The organism is Streptomyces albidicamelliae (assembly GCF_025642175.1).
GTDB lineage: Bacteria > Actinomycetota > Actinomycetes > Streptomycetales > Streptomycetaceae > Streptomyces > Streptomyces albidocamelliae.
The window spans coordinates 4,407,021-4,422,761 of sequence record NZ_CP106795.1 but is presented as its reverse complement, the minus strand read 5'-3'; the positions used below and the strand labels follow the sequence as shown (position 1 = coordinate 4,422,761).

General features: G+C 73.9%; 12 protein-coding genes and 3 pseudogenes. 3 read left to right on the top strand and 12 right to left on the bottom strand.

The genetic code is table 11. The features are described from left to right. Window positions 1-66 precede the first annotated feature (66 nt). Both N8I86_RS20355 and N8I86_RS20350 read right to left on the bottom strand, forming a co-directional pair. Window positions 67-540, bottom strand: a complete 474-nt coding sequence (locus N8I86_RS20355; protein WP_263278386.1) for an ATP-binding protein — start codon at window positions 538-540, stop codon at window positions 67-69. Between the two features lie 205 nt (window positions 541-745). Then, a complete protein-coding gene (locus N8I86_RS20350; protein ID WP_263280130.1) occupies window positions 746-1,858 on the bottom strand; it encodes a PP2C family protein-serine/threonine phosphatase in 1,113 nt (370 codons plus the stop codon). Window positions 1,859-2,091: 233 nt separating this feature from the next. Here N8I86_RS20350 and N8I86_RS20345 point away from each other — a divergent pair, with 233 nt between their 5' ends. Next, window positions 2,092-2,832, top strand: coding sequence for a hypothetical protein (locus N8I86_RS20345; protein WP_263278385.1), 741 nt, complete (start codon window positions 2,092-2,094; stop codon window positions 2,830-2,832). 34 nt (window positions 2,833-2,866) lie between these two features. On the opposite strand, the gene N8I86_RS20340 is transcribed toward N8I86_RS20345, so the two are convergent. After that, complete coding sequence (locus N8I86_RS20340; protein WP_263278384.1) at window positions 2,867-3,643, bottom strand: VOC family protein; 777 nt, start codon at window positions 3,641-3,643, stop codon at window positions 2,867-2,869. A 294-nt stretch (window positions 3,644-3,937) separates the two neighbouring features. On the opposite strand from N8I86_RS20340, the gene N8I86_RS20335 reads away from it, so the two are divergent. Next, window positions 3,938-4,879: an SCO2400 family protein gene (locus N8I86_RS20335; protein ID WP_263278383.1), complete on the top strand. Its 942-nt coding sequence runs from the start codon at window positions 3,938-3,940 to the stop codon at window positions 4,877-4,879. 30 nt (window positions 4,880-4,909) lie between these two features. Here the strand turns inward: N8I86_RS20335 and N8I86_RS20330 are convergent, their stop codons facing one another. The 6 genes and pseudogenes from N8I86_RS20330 to N8I86_RS20305 form a co-directional block, all read right to left on the bottom strand. Continuing rightward, complete coding sequence (locus N8I86_RS20330) at window positions 4,910-6,496, bottom strand: serine/threonine-protein kinase (RefSeq protein WP_263278382.1); 1,587 nt, start codon at window positions 6,494-6,496, stop codon at window positions 4,910-4,912. Window positions 6,497-6,701: 205 nt separating this feature from the next. After that, the gene (locus tag N8I86_RS20325) at window positions 6,702-7,658 is read right to left on the bottom strand and encodes an MIP/aquaporin family protein (RefSeq protein ID WP_073887579.1); all 957 of its coding nucleotides are present in this window, start codon (window positions 7,656-7,658) and stop codon (window positions 6,702-6,704) included. A gap of 84 nt (window positions 7,659-7,742) precedes the next feature. Beyond that, window positions 7,743-8,408 carry an SDR family NAD(P)-dependent oxidoreductase gene (locus N8I86_RS20320; protein WP_263278381.1) on the bottom strand — a complete coding sequence of 222 codons (666 nt, stop codon included), beginning with the start codon at window positions 8,406-8,408 and terminating at the stop codon, window positions 7,743-7,745. Between the two features lie 59 nt (window positions 8,409-8,467). Continuing rightward, window positions 8,468-9,181: a DUF4328 domain-containing protein gene (locus N8I86_RS20315; protein ID WP_263278380.1), complete on the bottom strand. Its 714-nt coding sequence runs from the start codon at window positions 9,179-9,181 to the stop codon at window positions 8,468-8,470. Between the two features lie 57 nt (window positions 9,182-9,238). Further along, window positions 9,239-9,580 (bottom strand): annotated as a pseudogene (locus N8I86_RS20310) (AraC family transcriptional regulator); the annotation flags it as partial. Window positions 9,581-9,628: 48 nt separating this feature from the next. After that, entirely contained in the window at window positions 9,629-10,315 is a 687-nt protein-coding gene (locus N8I86_RS20305) for a DUF6445 family protein (RefSeq protein ID WP_123437275.1), read from the bottom strand. Window positions 10,316-10,591: 276 nt separating this feature from the next. Between N8I86_RS20305 and N8I86_RS20300 the strand changes: the two genes are divergently transcribed. Next, entirely contained in the window at window positions 10,592-11,332 is a 741-nt protein-coding gene (locus tag N8I86_RS20300; protein ID WP_382985688.1) for a DUF4142 domain-containing protein, read from the top strand. A gap of 40 nt (window positions 11,333-11,372) precedes the next feature. Here the strand turns inward: N8I86_RS20300 and N8I86_RS20295 are convergent, their stop codons facing one another. From N8I86_RS20295 to thrS, 3 genes and pseudogenes are all read right to left on the bottom strand, one after another. After that, window positions 11,373-13,019 (bottom strand): glycoside hydrolase family 13 protein, encoded by a 1,647-nt coding sequence (locus N8I86_RS20295; protein ID WP_263278379.1) that lies wholly within the window; start codon window positions 13,017-13,019, stop codon window positions 11,373-11,375. A 131-nt stretch (window positions 13,020-13,150) separates the two neighbouring features. After that, a pseudogene (locus N8I86_RS20290) lies at window positions 13,151-14,115 on the bottom strand (nucleoside hydrolase). Window positions 14,116-14,193: 78 nt separating this feature from the next. Beyond that, a pseudogene (gene thrS / locus N8I86_RS20285) lies at window positions 14,194-15,419 on the bottom strand (threonine--tRNA ligase). Window positions 15,420-15,741 lie beyond the last annotated feature (322 nt).

Genomic DNA, 15,741 nt, shown 5'->3' with positions numbered 1-15,741 from the left:
GCCCGTCCGACGCGTCGGCGTCGGGCCCGTCGCCGCCGTCCGCTCGCGCGCCTCGGGACGGTTCGGTCAGGTGTCCGGGGCCCGCCCCGTCACGTCTCCCCCGGGGTCGTCCGCCAGCATCACCGACACCGTGGTCCGTTTGCCGACGGGCTCCCTGTGCACGTCGAAGCCCTGGCACACGGCCATCACGATCTCCAGGCCGTGCTGCCCCACCCGGCCGGGGTCGCCCGTCGTGGCCACCGGCAGGACGGGAACGCTGTCCCAGACCGTGATGTCGACGGCGCTTCCGGAGATCTCCAGATCGACCAGGCAGGGGCCGGGCGCGTGCTTGCAGGCGTTGGTCACCAGTTCGCTCACCACGAGCAGGGTCACGCCCATCGCCCGCTCCGAGACCGGGATGCCGTGTTCGGCCTGCACGCGGGTCAGGAAGGCCCGAGCCAGGTCGCGGGCCCGGGCTATGTCCGTGGAGACGCCCTCGTAGACCGCCGACGACATCAGGAAGTCGGCAGACTCGAGCCCTGTACGGGCGAACTCGTCCATGCCAACCGCCCTCTGCCTGAGCGCCTGATCCCGTTCTGGTCGTCTACCCGTCCCATCCGGTTGATACCGGATGGGACGTGACAGTTTTTCCGCTCCGGGGCGTGTGGGGCGGAAGCGGCGGGAGGGATGGGCGTCCCGTACCGGCGGGAGACCGCGGGGCACCGGGCGCGGCTCCGCCGGCTGCCGTCCGGCTACCTGCTACCTGCTACCTGCCGGGCAGGTGCGGATGGCGGGCCCGGTGGGCGGTGGATGCGCGGCACAGGGCGATGACCGCCGCGTCGTCGTCCAGGCGGCCGCCCACGTGGGCGAGGAGATCCCGCCGGACGCAGTGGAGCAGCTTCTCGGGACCGCTGCCGGCCCACTGGACGATGCGTTCCGCGAGCGGATAGAAGGCGCCGGCGGCGTTCCGGGCCTCGATGACGCCGTCGGTGTAGAGCAGCAGGGTGTCGCCGGGCTGGAAGGAGAAGACGTCGACGGCGAACTCCGCGGGCCCCGGCCCCCTGACGCCGAGCGGCGGCGCGGGGTGCACGGGGACCGTGACGGCGCTGCCGTGGCCGAGCAGCAGCGGCGGCGGGTGCCCGCAGCTGATGACCCGCGTGACGTGGTCCGCCTCGGGGACCTCGACCAGCAGCGCGGTGGCGAACCGTTCGCCCGCCTCCTCCGCGGGCTCCAGGCCGGCGAGGTTGCGGGTCATGCTCTGTTCCAGGGCCATGGCGAGTTTCTGCAGGTCGTCGTGGTGATGGGCGGCCTCGCGGAACGCTCCGATCAGCAGGGCGGCCTCCCCGATGGCGGTCAGGCCCTTGCCCCGTACGTCGCCGATCATGACGCGCACGCCGTTGTCGGTGGACGTGGCGGCGTAGAGGTCGCCGCCGATCTGCGCCTCGTCCTCGGCCGCCAGGTACAGGCAGGCGATCCGCAGAGGGCCGATCTGCTCCGGCAGCGGCCACAGCAGCACGTGCTGGGTGGCCTCGGCGACGGAGCGCACCCGGGCCAGCTGGTGGCGGTGGCGTTCGCGCATCACGCAGAAGAAGACGATGAGGGCCGACAGCACCGCCAGGGCGAGGATCTGCACCAGCACGTTGCGCGTGAACAGCACGTCGAAGTGCCAGCCGATGTACGCCTGCGCCCCCACCGCCAGGAAGCCGACCAGCCCGGTCAGCCAGGGTCCGGCGAAGGAGGCGGTGATGGCGGGGGCGATCACCAGCAGCGGGCCCAGGTGGATGTCCGCCGGGACCAGCTGGTCCACCGCGGTGATCAGGACGATGAGCACGATCGGGATCACCAGCAGCGCGTGTCTCCGCTGCCACTGCGGCTCCATACGGTCCCGTATTCGCCGAATGTCCACGTATCCCACCCTGCACCGTCTTGGACGGTGTCTCTACCGGTGTCCGGCGTGCGCACCCGCCCGGCGGACCCGGCCGGCAGGAAACGAGGTGGCCGTGTGATCAAGGTCATGTCCGTGTAGCGCGCATTCAAGACAACCATTCTCGGACTTCACCCGTCACCTGTGCGTCCGAATCCCCACGCCCTCCCCCGCTCGCAAGGACCCCGATGCGTCTCTCCTCCCCCGCCCTCAAGGTGCTCGCCGTCGCCACGCTTCCGCTGGCCCTGGCCGCCTGCTCCTCCGGTTCCGGCACGTCCTCCTCCGACGGCGCCCCGTCCGCGGGTCCGTCCGCGAAGTCGGCCGCGCCCGAGTCCCCGGCCGCCGTGCTGCCGACGGGTACCGAACTGAAGAAGGCCCTGGCGCCCGCGTCGTACTTCCCGTCCGGTTTCGCCGTGGACGCCGACTACAGCCGGGACACCGGGGACGACTTCCAGCCGCAGAGCACCAAGAGCGCCGCCAAGCCGCACTGCGCCGACCTCGGCGCCACCGGCTGGATCGGGCTGACCGGCATCGACGGGGTGTCGTTCGCGCAGAGTTCGTACGTCGACGACGCCAAAACCACCGAACTCGACCAGGAGATCGACGCCTACCGCGGCTCGGCCGCAGCGGACGTGATGAAGGGCCTGGCGAAGGTCGTCACCGCCTGCCCCGACTACCCGGACTCCGACACCGGCGGCAAGGTGAAGGTCACCGGTGCCCCGACGGCCGGCCTGGGCGACGAGGCGTACACCATCACGCTCACCAACCCGGCCTGGGAGAACGGCACCACGCTGGTCGCCGCCCGCGTGGGCACCGCCGTCGTGAGCGTGCTCTCCACGGAGGGCGACGACAACGGCGCCGCGAGCGGCAAGAAGCTGACCGCCCACATCGTGGCGTCCCTCGGGAAGCTGAGCAAGCAGCAGGGCTGACGGGACGCCGGCGGCGCGGCGGGACCGGCGGGGCTCAGGCCGCCTGGCGGGGATCCGGCCTGAGCACGGCGAACACCGCGCCGGCCGGATCGGTCAGCCAGGCGATCCTGCCGACGTCCGGGACGGTCGCCGCCGGCATGAGTACCGTCCCGCCGTTGCCCTCCACGGCGGCCACGAGGGCGTCCACGTCGGCGACCGCGAAGTACGGCACCCAGCGCGCGTCCTCCTGGCCGGCCTGGAGCGGGGCCACGCCCCCGAAGGCGCCCTCCTGCCGGTCGCCCTCCCCGATGCTGAGCACCTGGTACGTCATCCCCGGCGCCCGCATCTCCTCGGCCCGCCAGCCGAACAGGCCGCGGTAGAAGGCGATCGCCGCCGCCGGGTCGCCCACGTGCAGCTCGACCCAGACCAGCGTGTCGTCCTCGGAGGCCTTCTCCAGGCCCTGCCGGGAGTGCAGTACGGCGAACTGCGCGCCCTGCGGGTCGGTGAACTGGGCCATGGACGCCTCGCCCATGTTCACCGGGTCGGCACGGACGATGCCGCCGCCGGACGCCACGTCACGCGCGGTCGCCGCGGTGTCCTCGGTGCTGAAGTACGTCATCCACGCGGACCGGGCGCCCTCCTCGGTCAGCGGTCCGAGGCCGGCCACCGTCCCGCCGTCCTTCTGGAAGAAGCCGTAACCGCCGCCCTCCGGGCCGGCCGAGGCGAACCGCCAGCCGAAGACGGCGCCGTAGAAGGCGGCGGCCGCGTCCGGGTCCGGGCTGCCCAGGTCGATCCAGATGGGCGAGCCGGTGCGGAATTCTGTGCCGAGCATGCGTTTCCTCCTGCCGGTCCGGTGCGGAGCCGCCCGCCACTATGCCGACCGGCGGGGCGCGGTGCGGTGCGTCGGCCCGTACGACCCGGCGGGTTCACCCGGCCGGGGAAGGCGGCGCGGGCCCGGCCGGCCGGACACGGGAGCCCGGAGAATCTGCGCAGGAGTGGCACACGGGCTGCACACAGACTTTCGAAAGGATCGTTAGCGTGACTGGTCGCTCGATCTCCTGACGAGCGTGACCAGGCCGTGGCCCCGGACGGGGCCGACGGCGCAGTCCACCCAGGAAGACCGCGCATGGACTACTGCTCCTCGTGCCGCCGGCACCTCAACGGCGCCCTGGTGTGTCCCGGTTGCGGCGCGTACGCCCCCGACATCGCGCCGCCCCTCACCGACCGGGCCGTCCACACCGGCGGCCTCGCCGGTGCGGCCCGGCACGCGGGCGGCTTCGAGGCGCGGTACGCCGGCCCGCCGGCCGAGGACACGGCGCTCCGTGACGTCTTCGGCGCACCGGTCTTCGAGCCGTCGCCGGACACCGGCGCGGCATCGGTGGCCGGTCCCGCGTCCGGAGCCGGTGCCGCGTCCGGGTACGGGGCCGATGTCGACGACGCGCCCGCCGCACCGGCCACGCCGAACGGACGGGCGTCCCGGCGACGGCAGTTGGCCCGCTGGAAGAAGAGCAAGCGCCGGGCGGCGGTGGCGACGGCGTTCGCGATCGTCGGCGGCGGTCTGACGCTCGCCACGATGGACCGGAACTCCGGCGACCGGGCGCAGGCCGCCACCGCGCCGGACCACCGGAGCATGGGTGTGGCCGACGAGCAGTCGGTCGAGCCGACCCGCTCGGCGTCCACGGCCCCCGCCCCGCACCGGCCGGACCGTACCGCCACCCCCACCGCGCACACGCCGGCCACCAACGCGCCGCGCCGGCAGACCCTGTCGGCCGCGCCCCGTACCGCTGTGCGGGACAGCCGGCCGCAGGCCGCCGAGGCACCGCGGGCGGTCGTGCACGACGCCTCGCAGCCGCGGTCCACGCCGCGGTCCGACACCGACGCGGCCTCCGGCGGCACCGCCGCGGCACCGGCGCCGGCCTCCACCCCCGCCACCTCCACCGGCGGCTCCACGGGCGGCTCCACGGGCGGCTCCACCGGCGGCACGGACTCCGGCACCCCCGCGACGGCCCCGGCACCGGCCTCGACCTCGCCCACGCAGCTCTGCCTCGTCCTGCTCTGCATCGGCTGACCGGCCGCGGCGCCCGGCCGGGCGCCGTCGCTAGGAGGTCCGGGTCAGCGTCTTCGGCGATCCCTCGGCCTGCGCGCCCTCGGCGTCCAGGGCGAGGGTGCCGGGGCCGGTCATCCGCAGGGTGTAGACGTTCCCGCGGCCGCACAGCACGCCGGACGACGGATCCGTCGGTTTGCCCGTGGCGGCCTCGAACACCATGGAGTCGCGGTGGACCTCCCGCAGGAGCAGTGTCTCGGTGCAGCCGACCTCCCGGCCGGTACCGGCCTCGCCGATCCTGCTGACCTGCCGCCCGACGAGCTCGCCCCGCTCCGCCGCGTGCAGGGTCAGGGTGACGGAGACACCGCTGGTCGCCGAGTGCAGGACGCCGTCGGCCGCCTCGCTGCCGGGCCCCCGGCCCTTGAAGGTGCCGTACCAGGAGGCGGGCAGGGCGGCGACGGAACGGGAGGCCCCGGGAGTGGACGCGGGCCGCTCCGCGCCGTCCCCGCCCGAGCCGCCGCCCGTGTGCGTGAGAACGGCGGCGACGACGGCCACGACCGCGACCGCGGAGACGCCGGCCACGGCGGCACGCGCCCGCGCCCGGCGGACGGGAGCGGTGCCGGGGTACGGATACCCGGCCGGAGCCGGCACCGGCACGGGCGGCCCGAAGCCGGCCGGCGCGGAAGTGGCCGGTGTCCCGCCCACGGCTGCCGGCACGCCTCCCGCGACCGGGGGACGCACGGGCTCACGCTCCAGCGCCTGGCGCAACTCCGCTTCCCGGCGCTCCAGTTCGGGCTCCAGGCCGGCCGGCGGGGCGTCCGTCCAGCGGGTGCCGCCGAGCCGGTCGAGGAGCTCCCCGGCGGTGGGCCGCTCGGTGGGCGACTTGTGCAAACAGGCGGTCAGCAGCCCGGCCAGGGCGGGCGGTACGGCGGACAGGTCGGGGTGCTCGTGCACGATCCGGTACAGCAGCCCGGCCGCCGAGGGGTCCTCACCGGGGTGCAGGAAGGGCCCCGAGCCGGTCGCCGCGTACACCAGCACCCCGCCGAGCGCGAAGACGTCACCGGGCTCGGCGGAGACGCCACCGGTGATCTGCTCCGGCGCGATGTAACCGGGCGAGCCGATGACTCCGCCGGTGCGGGTGTGCCGTGTGTCGTCGACCGCGCGGGCGATGCCGAAGTCGATGAGCCGCGGATGGTGCCGGTCGAGCAGCACGTTGGACGGCTTGACGTCCCGGTGGACGAGTCCGGCCCGGTGCACCGCCCGCAACGCGTCGGCGAGTTCGGCACCGAGCGCCCGCAGCGCGGACTCGGGCAGCGGCCCGTGGCGCCGCACCCACTCGGCGAGGGAGGGAGCGGCGACGTACTCGGTGGCCAGCCACTGGGGCCGCTGTCCGGGCGGGCTGAAGTCCACGACGGAGACGGTCCACGGCGAGCGCACGCGGTCGCTGCTGGCGATCTCCCGGGCGAAGCGCTGCGCGAAGCCGGGGTCGTCGCCGAGCTCGGCGCGCACCGTCTTGAGCGCCAGCGGCCGGCCGGACGGGGTGCGGGAGAGGAAGACCTGCCCCATGCCCCCGGCCCCGAGCCGCGCGAGCAGCGGATACCCCCCTACAGCCGGCGGATCGCCGGGCTCCGGGCTTCTCATCGTCGTCTCCGAACGGCCCCCGCCGCCGACGTTCGCATGGGCTCACCCTACCCACGGCCCGTGCGCCCCGGTCGGTCAGCGGAAGAGCGGGGGCACCGGTGCCGGGGCGGCGCCGGTGCCCCCGGAAGCGTTGCCCGGCGACACCTTCGGCCCGGGCGCCGCGGCCGCGCGGTACTCCCCGTCGGCGCCCCGGGACCGGACGGGTTCAGAACTCCTCGTCCTCGTCGACCGACTTCACCGGGCGGGAGCGGCCCGGCTCGGGGAGGCGGGCCATCTCGTCGCGGACGACCAGCACGTCACCGATGAACAGGTCGTAGACCAGGATGCCGATGACACCGCCGATCAGTGGCCCGACGATCGGGATCCACCAGTAGGCGCTGAACGCGCCGGAGACGCTCCCCGGGAACGCCAGGCTGTCCCAGCCCGCCGCGTAGGTGAACAGACGCGGCCCCAGGTCACGGGCGGGGTTGATGGCGTAGCCCGCGTTCGCGCCGTACGACATGCCGATCGCGGCGACGATGAAGCCCACGATGAGCGGCGCGAGGTTGGCCTTCACGGCCTGGTTGCGGATGTCGAGGACGGCGGCGATCCCCATCAGCAGGAAGGCCGTGCCGGCGATCTGGTCGATCAGCGGCCCCCAGACGCCGCCGTGGAAGTAGGGGGCCGGGAAGGTCGCGAAAATGGAGAACGTGGCGTTCGTGTGCCCGTTCACCTTCGGTCCCTGGACGGTGGCGTCGAAGGCGTCGATCGCGTTGTGGTAGACGAGGTAGACCAGTGCCGCGCCGGTGAACGCGCCGATGACCTGCGAGAGGATGAACGGCACGACCTTGGCCCAGGAGAAGCCGCGGCGCACGGCCATGGCGAGGGTCACCGCCGGATTAAGGTGGGCGCCGCTGACGCCGCCGGCGACGTACACGCCGAGCATGACGGCCAGGGCCCAGCCCCAGGTGATCAGCAGCCAGTCACCGGCCGCCAGGAAGATCGTGGTCGTGGTCGCGGCACGGCCGGAGCCCGGCAGCGCGGCGACCGCCATGGCGACCACGCCACAGCCGAAGGAGATGAGGACGAAGGTCCCGAGGAACTCCGCGAGGCACTCGCCCAGCAGCCCACCCCGGCTTCTGAGCCGGGACGGCTTGATGAGCGAGGGGATTTCGACAGCCATTGAGGCCCCCTTGAAGAGAGCAATGCGGCCAATATGGACCATATTGGCTCACAAACTCACTTCACGCAGGATGACAGGGCTGCGTCAGCTGTCGAGATCGTCCGCGTAGTGCCGGAAGCCGTGCCGGTCCTGGTGCATGCCCCACAGGGTCTCCGCGAGCACCACGGGGTCCTTGCGGGCGTGACCGGCCACGATGGCGCCGGGGATCACCAGCTGGGCGACGTGGATGCCCTCGCCCGCCAGCCGGTCGTGGAGCAGATGCCCGTAGGCGCTCTCCGCGGCGAAGGCGATCGAGGTGCCGGCCCGCTCGGGGTGCGGCACGGCGGCGCTGCCCCCGTTGACGAACAGGATGGTGCCGCGCCCGAGCCGGCGCATTCCGGGGAGCACCTGCTGCACGGCGGCGACGGGCCCGTACACGGAGAACTCGATCGGCCCCACGAGGTCCCGGTGTCCCGTGTCCAGCACGGGCCGCATGAAGTCGCGGTGCGGGACGGGGCTGTACTGCAGCACCTCCACGGTGCCGAGCGCGCGGCCGGCGGCGTCCAGGGCCGCGACCAGTTCCTCCGGTCTGCGCACGTCGGCCGGGAATCCGTGCGCGGTGACGCCCTCGGCCGCGAGGGCGCCGACGAGTTCGTCCAGCCGCCGCGGGTCCCGGGCGACGAGGGCGATGTCGTACCCCTCGCGCCCGAACCGGCGTGCGACGGCGGCCCCCAGTCCGGGCCCGGCCCCCACGATGGCGATGCTGCTCATGCCCAGCATCCGTACCGCACCGGACCCGGCCGCACACCCGTCGGGCCGGTGCCTTGCGGCTACGCCGGGGCCGGGGTGCCGACGGCCCCGGCCGACGGGACCGCCCGGGCGGCTCGTATGCGGGCCTCCTGGGAACGGCTGACGGCGAGGACCGCGAACACGCCCGCGACGGCGGCGCCGATCACGGCCGCGTCACTCGCGAGCAGGGGCCACACCTCGGTGTAGGCGCGGGCGATGAGCTCGTCGGTGGTGTCGCGGGCCACGATGCCGACCCCGCTGACCATGCCGATCAGCCACAGGCCCCACCACACCTCGACGGAGAGGGGCACCTTACGGCCGGGCTCGCCGGCCCGGAACGCGTCGACGACGATGCCCCGCGGGAACCAGAAGCTGACGATCGGGAAGAACCATCCGAGGATCACCCAGATCCCGAGGTAGCGGGGCGGCTGCCCCGACAGGGCGCGCGCGTTGTCCCGCAGCAGCCACAGCCAGGAGACGAAGAGCAGCCCGCAGACGACGACGGCACCACCGGCGAGCGAGCTGACGGCGTGGTACGAGTTCTCCAGCGCGTTGAGCGGCCGGTGCACGCCCTCGCCCTGGTCCGGCGGTCCGGAGGCCGGCTCCCCGGCCAGAAAGAGCCGGAACTCCCATGCCGCCCGCACCCCCCAGGCGGCCCCGGCGAGCAGCAGTCCCCCGACCGCCAGCCGCGCCGACGGCCGGACGGGCCTGAAGGCGGGGAGCTGAGCGGCCTGCTTGTTCATGTGTTCGGTCACCGGGTCATCCTCGCCCGCCCATGGCCCGGGCCACCAGGGTGAGCCTCCCCACCCGCCTCAGCGCAGGGCGGTGCGGCCCCTGCCCACGGCACGCAGGGCGCGCTCCACCGTCTCGTCGTTCTCGCCGACGGGGGCCACGTAGTCCAGGACGTCCCGCGCGGCGTCCGTGCCGAGCGTCCGGTCGATCACCCAGGCGGCGAGGTACTGCGACGCCAGGCAGCCGCCCGCGGTGGCGATGTTCCCCTCGGCGTGGAACGGCGCGTCCAGCACGGTGACGCCCCGGGCCTCGACGAAGGGCCGGCTCGTCCGGTCCGTGCAGGCGGGCATGCCGTTCAGCAGCCCCAGCCGGGCGAGCACGAGCGCGCCGGAGCACTGGGCGCCGGGGTGCCGTGCCGGGTCGCGGGCCGATCGGCGGGCGGTGGCCCGCGGCCGGGCGTGCGTCCCCGGTCAGGCCATCCAGAAGAAGACCGCCGTCATGCGCTTCTCCTCCAGCGTCCGGCCGAAGTAGCCGGTCGCGCTGTGCACGAGGTTGGCGTTGTAGAGCAGCAGGCGGTTGTACCGGTGCGGGACACGGACGTCCTCCTCGAAGGCGTCCGGGGCGACGAAGCGGGTGCCGAGCGCCTCGACGAGGTTGGTGTGGGGGGCCTGGACGACGTTGCCGCCGAGCCGCCCGCCGGGCAGGTGCTGGCGGTAGAAGCTGGTGCCGCAGTCCTTGGGCACGCCCGGGTTGAGGTAGAGCACGGCCGCGTACCGGCACAGCGCCCGCGAATCGGTGTGCGGGCGGGGCCGGCTCTCGCCCTCGCCGACCACCTGCACGCAGTTGTGGTTGAGGGTGCCGCCGCCGGGCGCCCGCTGCACCCACAGCTCGCCGGCGCCGGTGGCCGCCTTCACCAGCTGCTCCACCCGGGCGAGTTCGGCCGGCTCCAGGCCCGGCATGGCCCGCAGGCCCGGCCAGGTCTCGGAGGTGTACGGGTGGCCCTTCACCCAGTCGTCCTTGGCCAGGCACCGCTCCCGTACGGCGTCGACGCCGGGCAGGACGTCGTCCAGCACCCAGTAGTCGCGTCCCTTGGTGGGCTTGCGGTAGGGCAGCACGGGCAGCGCTGCCGGCATCCGGGGAGGTGGCTGCGGGGGCATGCGGCGAATCTAGGCGCCCGTCCGGCCCGGCTCTCCTGGGCAGAGGTCAACATTCCCTCAACCGTTCGCCATCTACACCAACAACGGGCAAGCCCGCTCCGCCGAAGCGGACTTCGGCAGTTTTTACCCGCGGGACAGAGAAATATCGCGTCGGCGTCCGTACTGCTGTGCGTCCCACCCGCCCACGCCGTTGTCGTGGGCCGGATCCACGACCGGGCAGGAGGCACGGTGCGCTTTTCGCGGAATGCGACGGGAACTCTCTTCGTGGGCGGTGCGATGGCCCTCACCCTCGCGGCACTCGCCTACCCGGGCATGCTCGGTCTGAGCACGACGGCCACCGCACAGGACCGCATCATCGCCAACACCCAGTGGGGACCGCTCACCGAGCAGGACCGGGACTTCGTGGTGAAGGTGCGGGCGGCCGGGCTGTGGGAGTACCCGCTCGGGCAGATCGGCCTGCAGAAGGGCGCCTCCAAGGGGGTCAAGACGGCCAGCGAGCACCTGGTCGACGGGCACGCGGCACTCGACGCCTCCTGCCGCAAGATCGCGCCCATGCTCAACATCACGCTGCCCAACGTGGCGAGTCCGCAGCAGGAGGGCTTCGTCACCCAGCTGAAGGCCGAGACGGGCAAGCAGTTCGACACCGACTTCGCCAACATCCTGCGCATGACGCACGGTTCGATCTTCAACGCCATCGCGAAGATCCGCTCCACGACCAAGAACTCGCTGGTCCGTGCGCTCGCCGACCAGGCGAACGACACGGTGCTGGACCACATGACGGTCATGGAGAAGACCGGTCTGGTCGACTTCGACCAGACCCTCTTCAACCAGACCACGCCGCCGAAGCTGCCCTCCTCCGACCTCACTCCGCCGGCACCGCCCGCGGGCCAGCCGGAGATCGTGCTCACGCCGCCGCCGACCGCCACGTCCACCCCGCTGGACCTGAGCGGCGCCATGGGCGGCGGAGCGAACCCCGGCACCACCCCGGCACCCGACCCCAGCCCGACGGTGGGCTAGAGCCCGACGGTGGGCTAGAGCCTGATCCGAACGACAGGCTCTAGGCGAGCCATACCGTGGTGTCCGGTGGCAGGATTCCGCTGCCGGGCAGTGGCGCGCTGCTCAGCAGGACCTCGCCCGCCGGCAGCGGCACCGGGGCGGTGGTCGTGTTGGTGACACAGCGCCAGGCCTCGGTGCGGGTGAAGTCGAGGACCCCGTCGGGGGCGTCGGCCGTCCAGGTCAGCGTCTCCCCCTCCAGCAGCTTGCGGCGCATGCGCAGGGCGGTGCGGTACAGCTCCAGGGTGGAGCCCTCCGTGCCGGCCTGCGCGTCGACGGCGTACGACGCGAAGGACGGCGGCTGCGGCAGCCAGGCACCGCCGGTCCCGAAGCCGTACGACGGTCCGTCCGTCGTCCACGGCAGCGGCACCCGGCAGCCGTCGCGGCCCTTGCGGACATGCCCGGTCTGCTCCCAGATCGGGTCCTGCAGGACCTCGGTGGGCAGATCGGCGACCTCGGGCAGGCCCAGCTCCTCGCCCTGGTAGAGGTACGACGATCCGGGCAGCGCCAGCATCAGCAGCGTCGCGGCCCGGGCCCGGCGCAGCCCGGACTCCGTGTCGACCGCGGGCGCGCTGCCGCCCGACAGCAGCCAGGCGCCCGGGTCGGTACCGGGCGGCAGCATCAGCCGGGACGCGTGGCGGACGACGTCGTGGTTGGAGAGCACCCAGGTCGCGGAGGCGCCGACGGCACGGGCCTCGGCCAGCGACTCCTCGACGACCCGCCGCAGCTCCCCGGCGTCCCAGCCGGTCTCCAGGTACTCGAAGTTGAAGGCCTGGTCGAGTTCGCCGGGGCGGGCGTACAGGGCGCGGCGGCCGCCCGGTACCCAGGCCTCGGCGACGGCGGTGCGCGGCGGGGTGTACGCGTCGAGGACCGTGCGCCAGTCGCGGTAGATCTCGTGCACCTCGTCGCGGTCCCAGTACGGGTGGCTGCCCGGGGCGACACGCAGCAGGGCCTCCTCGCCGGTGGCGCCGATGCCGCCGATGTCCCGCAGCGGTTCGGTGAGGTCCTTGGCCAGGCCGTGGGCGACGTCGACGCGGAAGCCGTCGACGCCCCGCTCGGACCAGAAGCGCAGGGTGGCCCGGAAGTCGGCGCGTACCTCCTCGTTGCCCCAGTCGAGGTCGGGCTGCTCCGGGGCGAAGAGGTGCAGGTACCACTCGCCGTCCGGGGTGCGCCGCCAGGCGGTGCCACCGAAGACGGACTGCCAGTCGGTGGGCGGGTGTTCGCCGTGCGGGCCGCGGCCGGGGCGGAAGACGTAGCGGGCCCGGGCCGGGGAGCCGGGGGCGGACCGCAGGGCCTCCTGGAACCAGGGGTGCAGATGGGAGGTGTGGTTGGGGACGAGGTCGACGACGACCTTCAGGCCGAGCCGGTGGGCCTCGCCGGCCAGCGCGTCGAAGTCGTCCAGGGTGCCGAGGCGCGGGTCGACGTCCCGGTGATCGGCGACGTCGTAGCCGCCGTCGGCCAGTTCGGAGGGGTAGAAGGGGCTCAGCCACAGGGCGTCGACGCCGAGCGTGGCGAGGTGGTTCAGGCGACGGGTGACGCCCCGGAGGTCGCCGAGGCCGTCGCCGTCGGCGTCGGCGAAGCTGCGCGGATAGACCTGGTAGACGACGGCCTGGCGCCACCAGTCGGGGTTCCTGGACGAGAGGTCTGCCATACGGGATCCCTTCGGGAAGGACGACACCAGGGAATCTGTCCTCATTGCCCGGAAAGGGAACATTCGGGTTCGGTTCGCCGGACCGGCGCGCTTGGCGCGCCGCGACGCCGGCATGATCCAAACGGCAGGCCCTAGGGGCGTTCCACCGTCTCCAGGTACAGCTTCACCCAGCGCTCCACGTCCACCTCCAACGCCACGTCCACCAGCGCCTGTTCACGCCGGCCCTCGTGGATCTCGGACTCTCCGGGGCGCGGCCGGCGGTCCACGATCGTCTGGCCGCGGGACGGGCCCGGGGCGAGGGAGACCTCGACCGGGAGTAGACGTGTGGTGAGGCCCTGCGGGTCGGCCACCGCGCACACCGCGCCCGCGTCGCCGAGGCCGCCCGCCTCCTCCGCCTCCGGCTCCTCGCCCTGGGTGGTGGGCCGGTGCGCGAGCAGGTCGCCGGCCAGGCGGGTGCCGGGCTCGGTGCTCGCGCGCAGCCGGTGCACGTCGCCGGCGGGGACGACGACCCGCATGAAGACGTCCAGGCCGTACATCGTGATCGGCACCCCGGCGGTGAGCAGGACCGCCGCGGCCTCCGGGTCGTGCCAGACGTTGAACTCGGCGACCGGTGTGGCGTTGCCGGTGGCCACCGCACCGCCCATGAACACGATCCGCTCGATGTTGCGGGTCACCTCGGGGTGCGCAGCAGCAGGGCGATGTTGGTCAGGGGCGCGGTCGGGATCAGGGTGACGGGGCGCGGGGAGGTGAGGATCTCGCGGCGCAGCAGGGTCACGGCGTCCTCGGCGGCCGGCGCCCGGGTGGGTGCGGGCAGGCCGAGGTCGCCCATGCCGTCGCTGCCGTGCACATGGCGGGCGGAGCGGGCCGGTTCGAGCAGCGGGCGTTCGGCGCCCCGGCCCACCGGGATGTCGGGTGCGCCCGCCCGCTCCAGCACGGTCAGGGTGTTGCGGACCACCCCGTCGACGTCCGTGTTCCCGGCCACGCAGGTCACCGCCCGGAGGTCCAGGCCCGGGTGGCGTACGGCGAACAGCAGGGCCAGGGCGTCGTCGACGCCGGTGTCGCAGTCGATGATCACGGGGATGGGCTGACCGGTCACGGCGGACTCCTTCCGTCGTGCCGACCTTAAGGCAGGCCGGCGGGGCGTGACCGGTACCGCTCGGCCACCGGACGGCCGTCACTCCCACAGCAGGGTGCCGCGGGCGGCGACCCGGCCGGCGATCCGGCCGAGCAGGTCCGCCACGGGCAGCGCGCCGATGCGGCGGCCGTCCCGCAGACGCACGGCGGCCAGGCCGCTCCCGGCCTCCCGGGCGCCGATCACCGCCTGGTACGGCACCAGGCGGGCCGCGCGGACGCGGGCGGCCAGGGTGCCGTGTCCGGGCCGGCGAGTTCGGCGCGCAGGCCCCGCGCGACGGCCTGCCGGACCAGGGCCGCCGCCTGCTCCGCCTGCTCCTCCGCGACCGGCAGCACGACCAGCTGGACGGGCGCCAGCCAGGCCGGGAAGGCGCCGCGGTGCACCTCGATCAGATGGGCCACCGCCCGTTCGACGCTGCCGATGACGCTGCGGTGGACCATCACCGGGCGGTGCCGGGCGCCGTCGGCGCCGGTGTAGCGCAGGTCGAAGCGGGCCGGCTGGTGGAAGTCGATCTGCACGGTGGACAGGGTGGACTCGCGGCCCGCCGGGTCCGCGATCTGCACGTCGATCTTGGGTCCGTAGAAGGCGGCCTCGCCCTCCGCCTCCTCGTACGCCACCCCGGCCTCGGCGAGGACCTCTCTGAGCAGCCCGGTCGCCCGGCTCCACAGCCCGGGACCGGCGACGTACTTGCCGCCCCCGCCGGGCAGCGACAGCCGGTGGCGCACGGCCTCGATGCCCAGGTCGGCGTAGGCGCGGGCGATCAGCTCCAGGGCGGCGCGGGCCTCGTGGACGACCTGGTCGGGGGTGCAGAAGACGTGCGCGTCGTTGAGCTGGATCGCGCGGACCCGGGTGAGGCCGCCGAGGACGCCGGACAGCTCGGCGCGGTACATGGTGCCCAGCTCTGCGATGCGCAGCGGCAGTTCGTGGTGGCTGTGCGGGCGGGAGCGGTAGATCAGGGCGTGGTGGGGGCACAGGCTCGGGCGCAGGACGGCCTCCTCCGCGCCGAGCCTCATCGGCGGGAACATGTCGTCGCTGTAGTGGTCCCAGTGCCCGGAGAGTTCGTACAGCTCCCGTTTGCCGAGCACGGGCGAGTACACGTGCCGGTAGCCGGCGGCGCGTTCCGCCTCCCGGACGTACTCCTCCAGGGTGTGCCGGACGACCGCCCCGTCGGGCAGCCAGTAGGGCAGGCCGGCGCCCATCAGCGGGTCGGTGCCGAAGAGGCCGAGTTCGCGGCCGAGGCGGCGGTGGTCGGGCAGCGCTTCGTTCATGGCGGGGCTCCTCGTCGGACGGGGGCGAGGGACCGGGCCGCGGACACGCCGAAGCCCCGGGGCGCTCGCCCCGGGGCTTCGATGCTGGTCAGGTGTCAGCGCGCCGGGACGGTCTCCGGCGTCGTCGTGCTCGACGGGCACTGCGGGGCGCGCTGCATGCGACGGACGGTAGCAGCGGCCCCCGAAGCGGGGCGACGGGTTTTCGGCCCGGTGCGCCCCGAGCGCCGGGTTTTCGGCCCGGCGTGCCACGAGCGCCGGTTTCTCGACCCCGTGCGCCACGAACGCCGGGTTCCCGGCCCCGTGCACCACGAGCGACGGGTTC

What these genes read in the sequence shown, in the direction of transcription:
- N8I86_RS20355 (WP_263278386.1), bottom strand. Translation starts at nt 540, where the DNA reads ATGGACGAGTTCGCCCGTACAGGGCTCGAGTCTGCCGACTTCCTGATG.
- N8I86_RS20350 (WP_263280130.1), bottom strand. Translation starts at nt 1,858, where the DNA reads ATGGAGCCGCAGTGGCAGCGGAGACACGCGCTGCTGGTGATCCCGATC.
- N8I86_RS20345 (WP_263278385.1), top strand. Translation starts at nt 2,092, where the DNA reads ATGCGTCTCTCCTCCCCCGCCCTCAAGGTGCTCGCCGTCGCCACGCTT.
- N8I86_RS20340 (WP_263278384.1), bottom strand. Translation starts at nt 3,643, where the DNA reads ATGCTCGGCACAGAATTCCGCACCGGCTCGCCCATCTGGATCGACCTG.
- N8I86_RS20335 (WP_263278383.1), top strand. Translation starts at nt 3,938, where the DNA reads ATGGACTACTGCTCCTCGTGCCGCCGGCACCTCAACGGCGCCCTGGTG.
- N8I86_RS20330 (WP_263278382.1), bottom strand. Translation starts at nt 6,496, where the DNA reads ATGAGAAGCCCGGAGCCCGGCGATCCGCCGGCTGTAGGGGGGTATCCG.
- N8I86_RS20325 (WP_073887579.1), bottom strand. Translation starts at nt 7,658, where the DNA reads ATGGCTGTCGAAATCCCCTCGCTCATCAAGCCGTCCCGGCTCAGAAGC.
- N8I86_RS20320 (WP_263278381.1), bottom strand. Translation starts at nt 8,408, where the DNA reads ATGAGCAGCATCGCCATCGTGGGGGCCGGGCCCGGACTGGGGGCCGCC.
- N8I86_RS20305 (WP_123437275.1), bottom strand. Translation starts at nt 10,315, where the DNA reads ATGCCCCCGCAGCCACCTCCCCGGATGCCGGCAGCGCTGCCCGTGCTG.
- N8I86_RS20300 (WP_382985688.1), top strand. Translation starts at nt 10,592, where the DNA reads ATGGCCCTCACCCTCGCGGCACTCGCCTACCCGGGCATGCTCGGTCTG.
- N8I86_RS20295 (WP_263278379.1), bottom strand. Translation starts at nt 13,019, where the DNA reads ATGGCAGACCTCTCGTCCAGGAACCCCGACTGGTGGCGCCAGGCCGTC.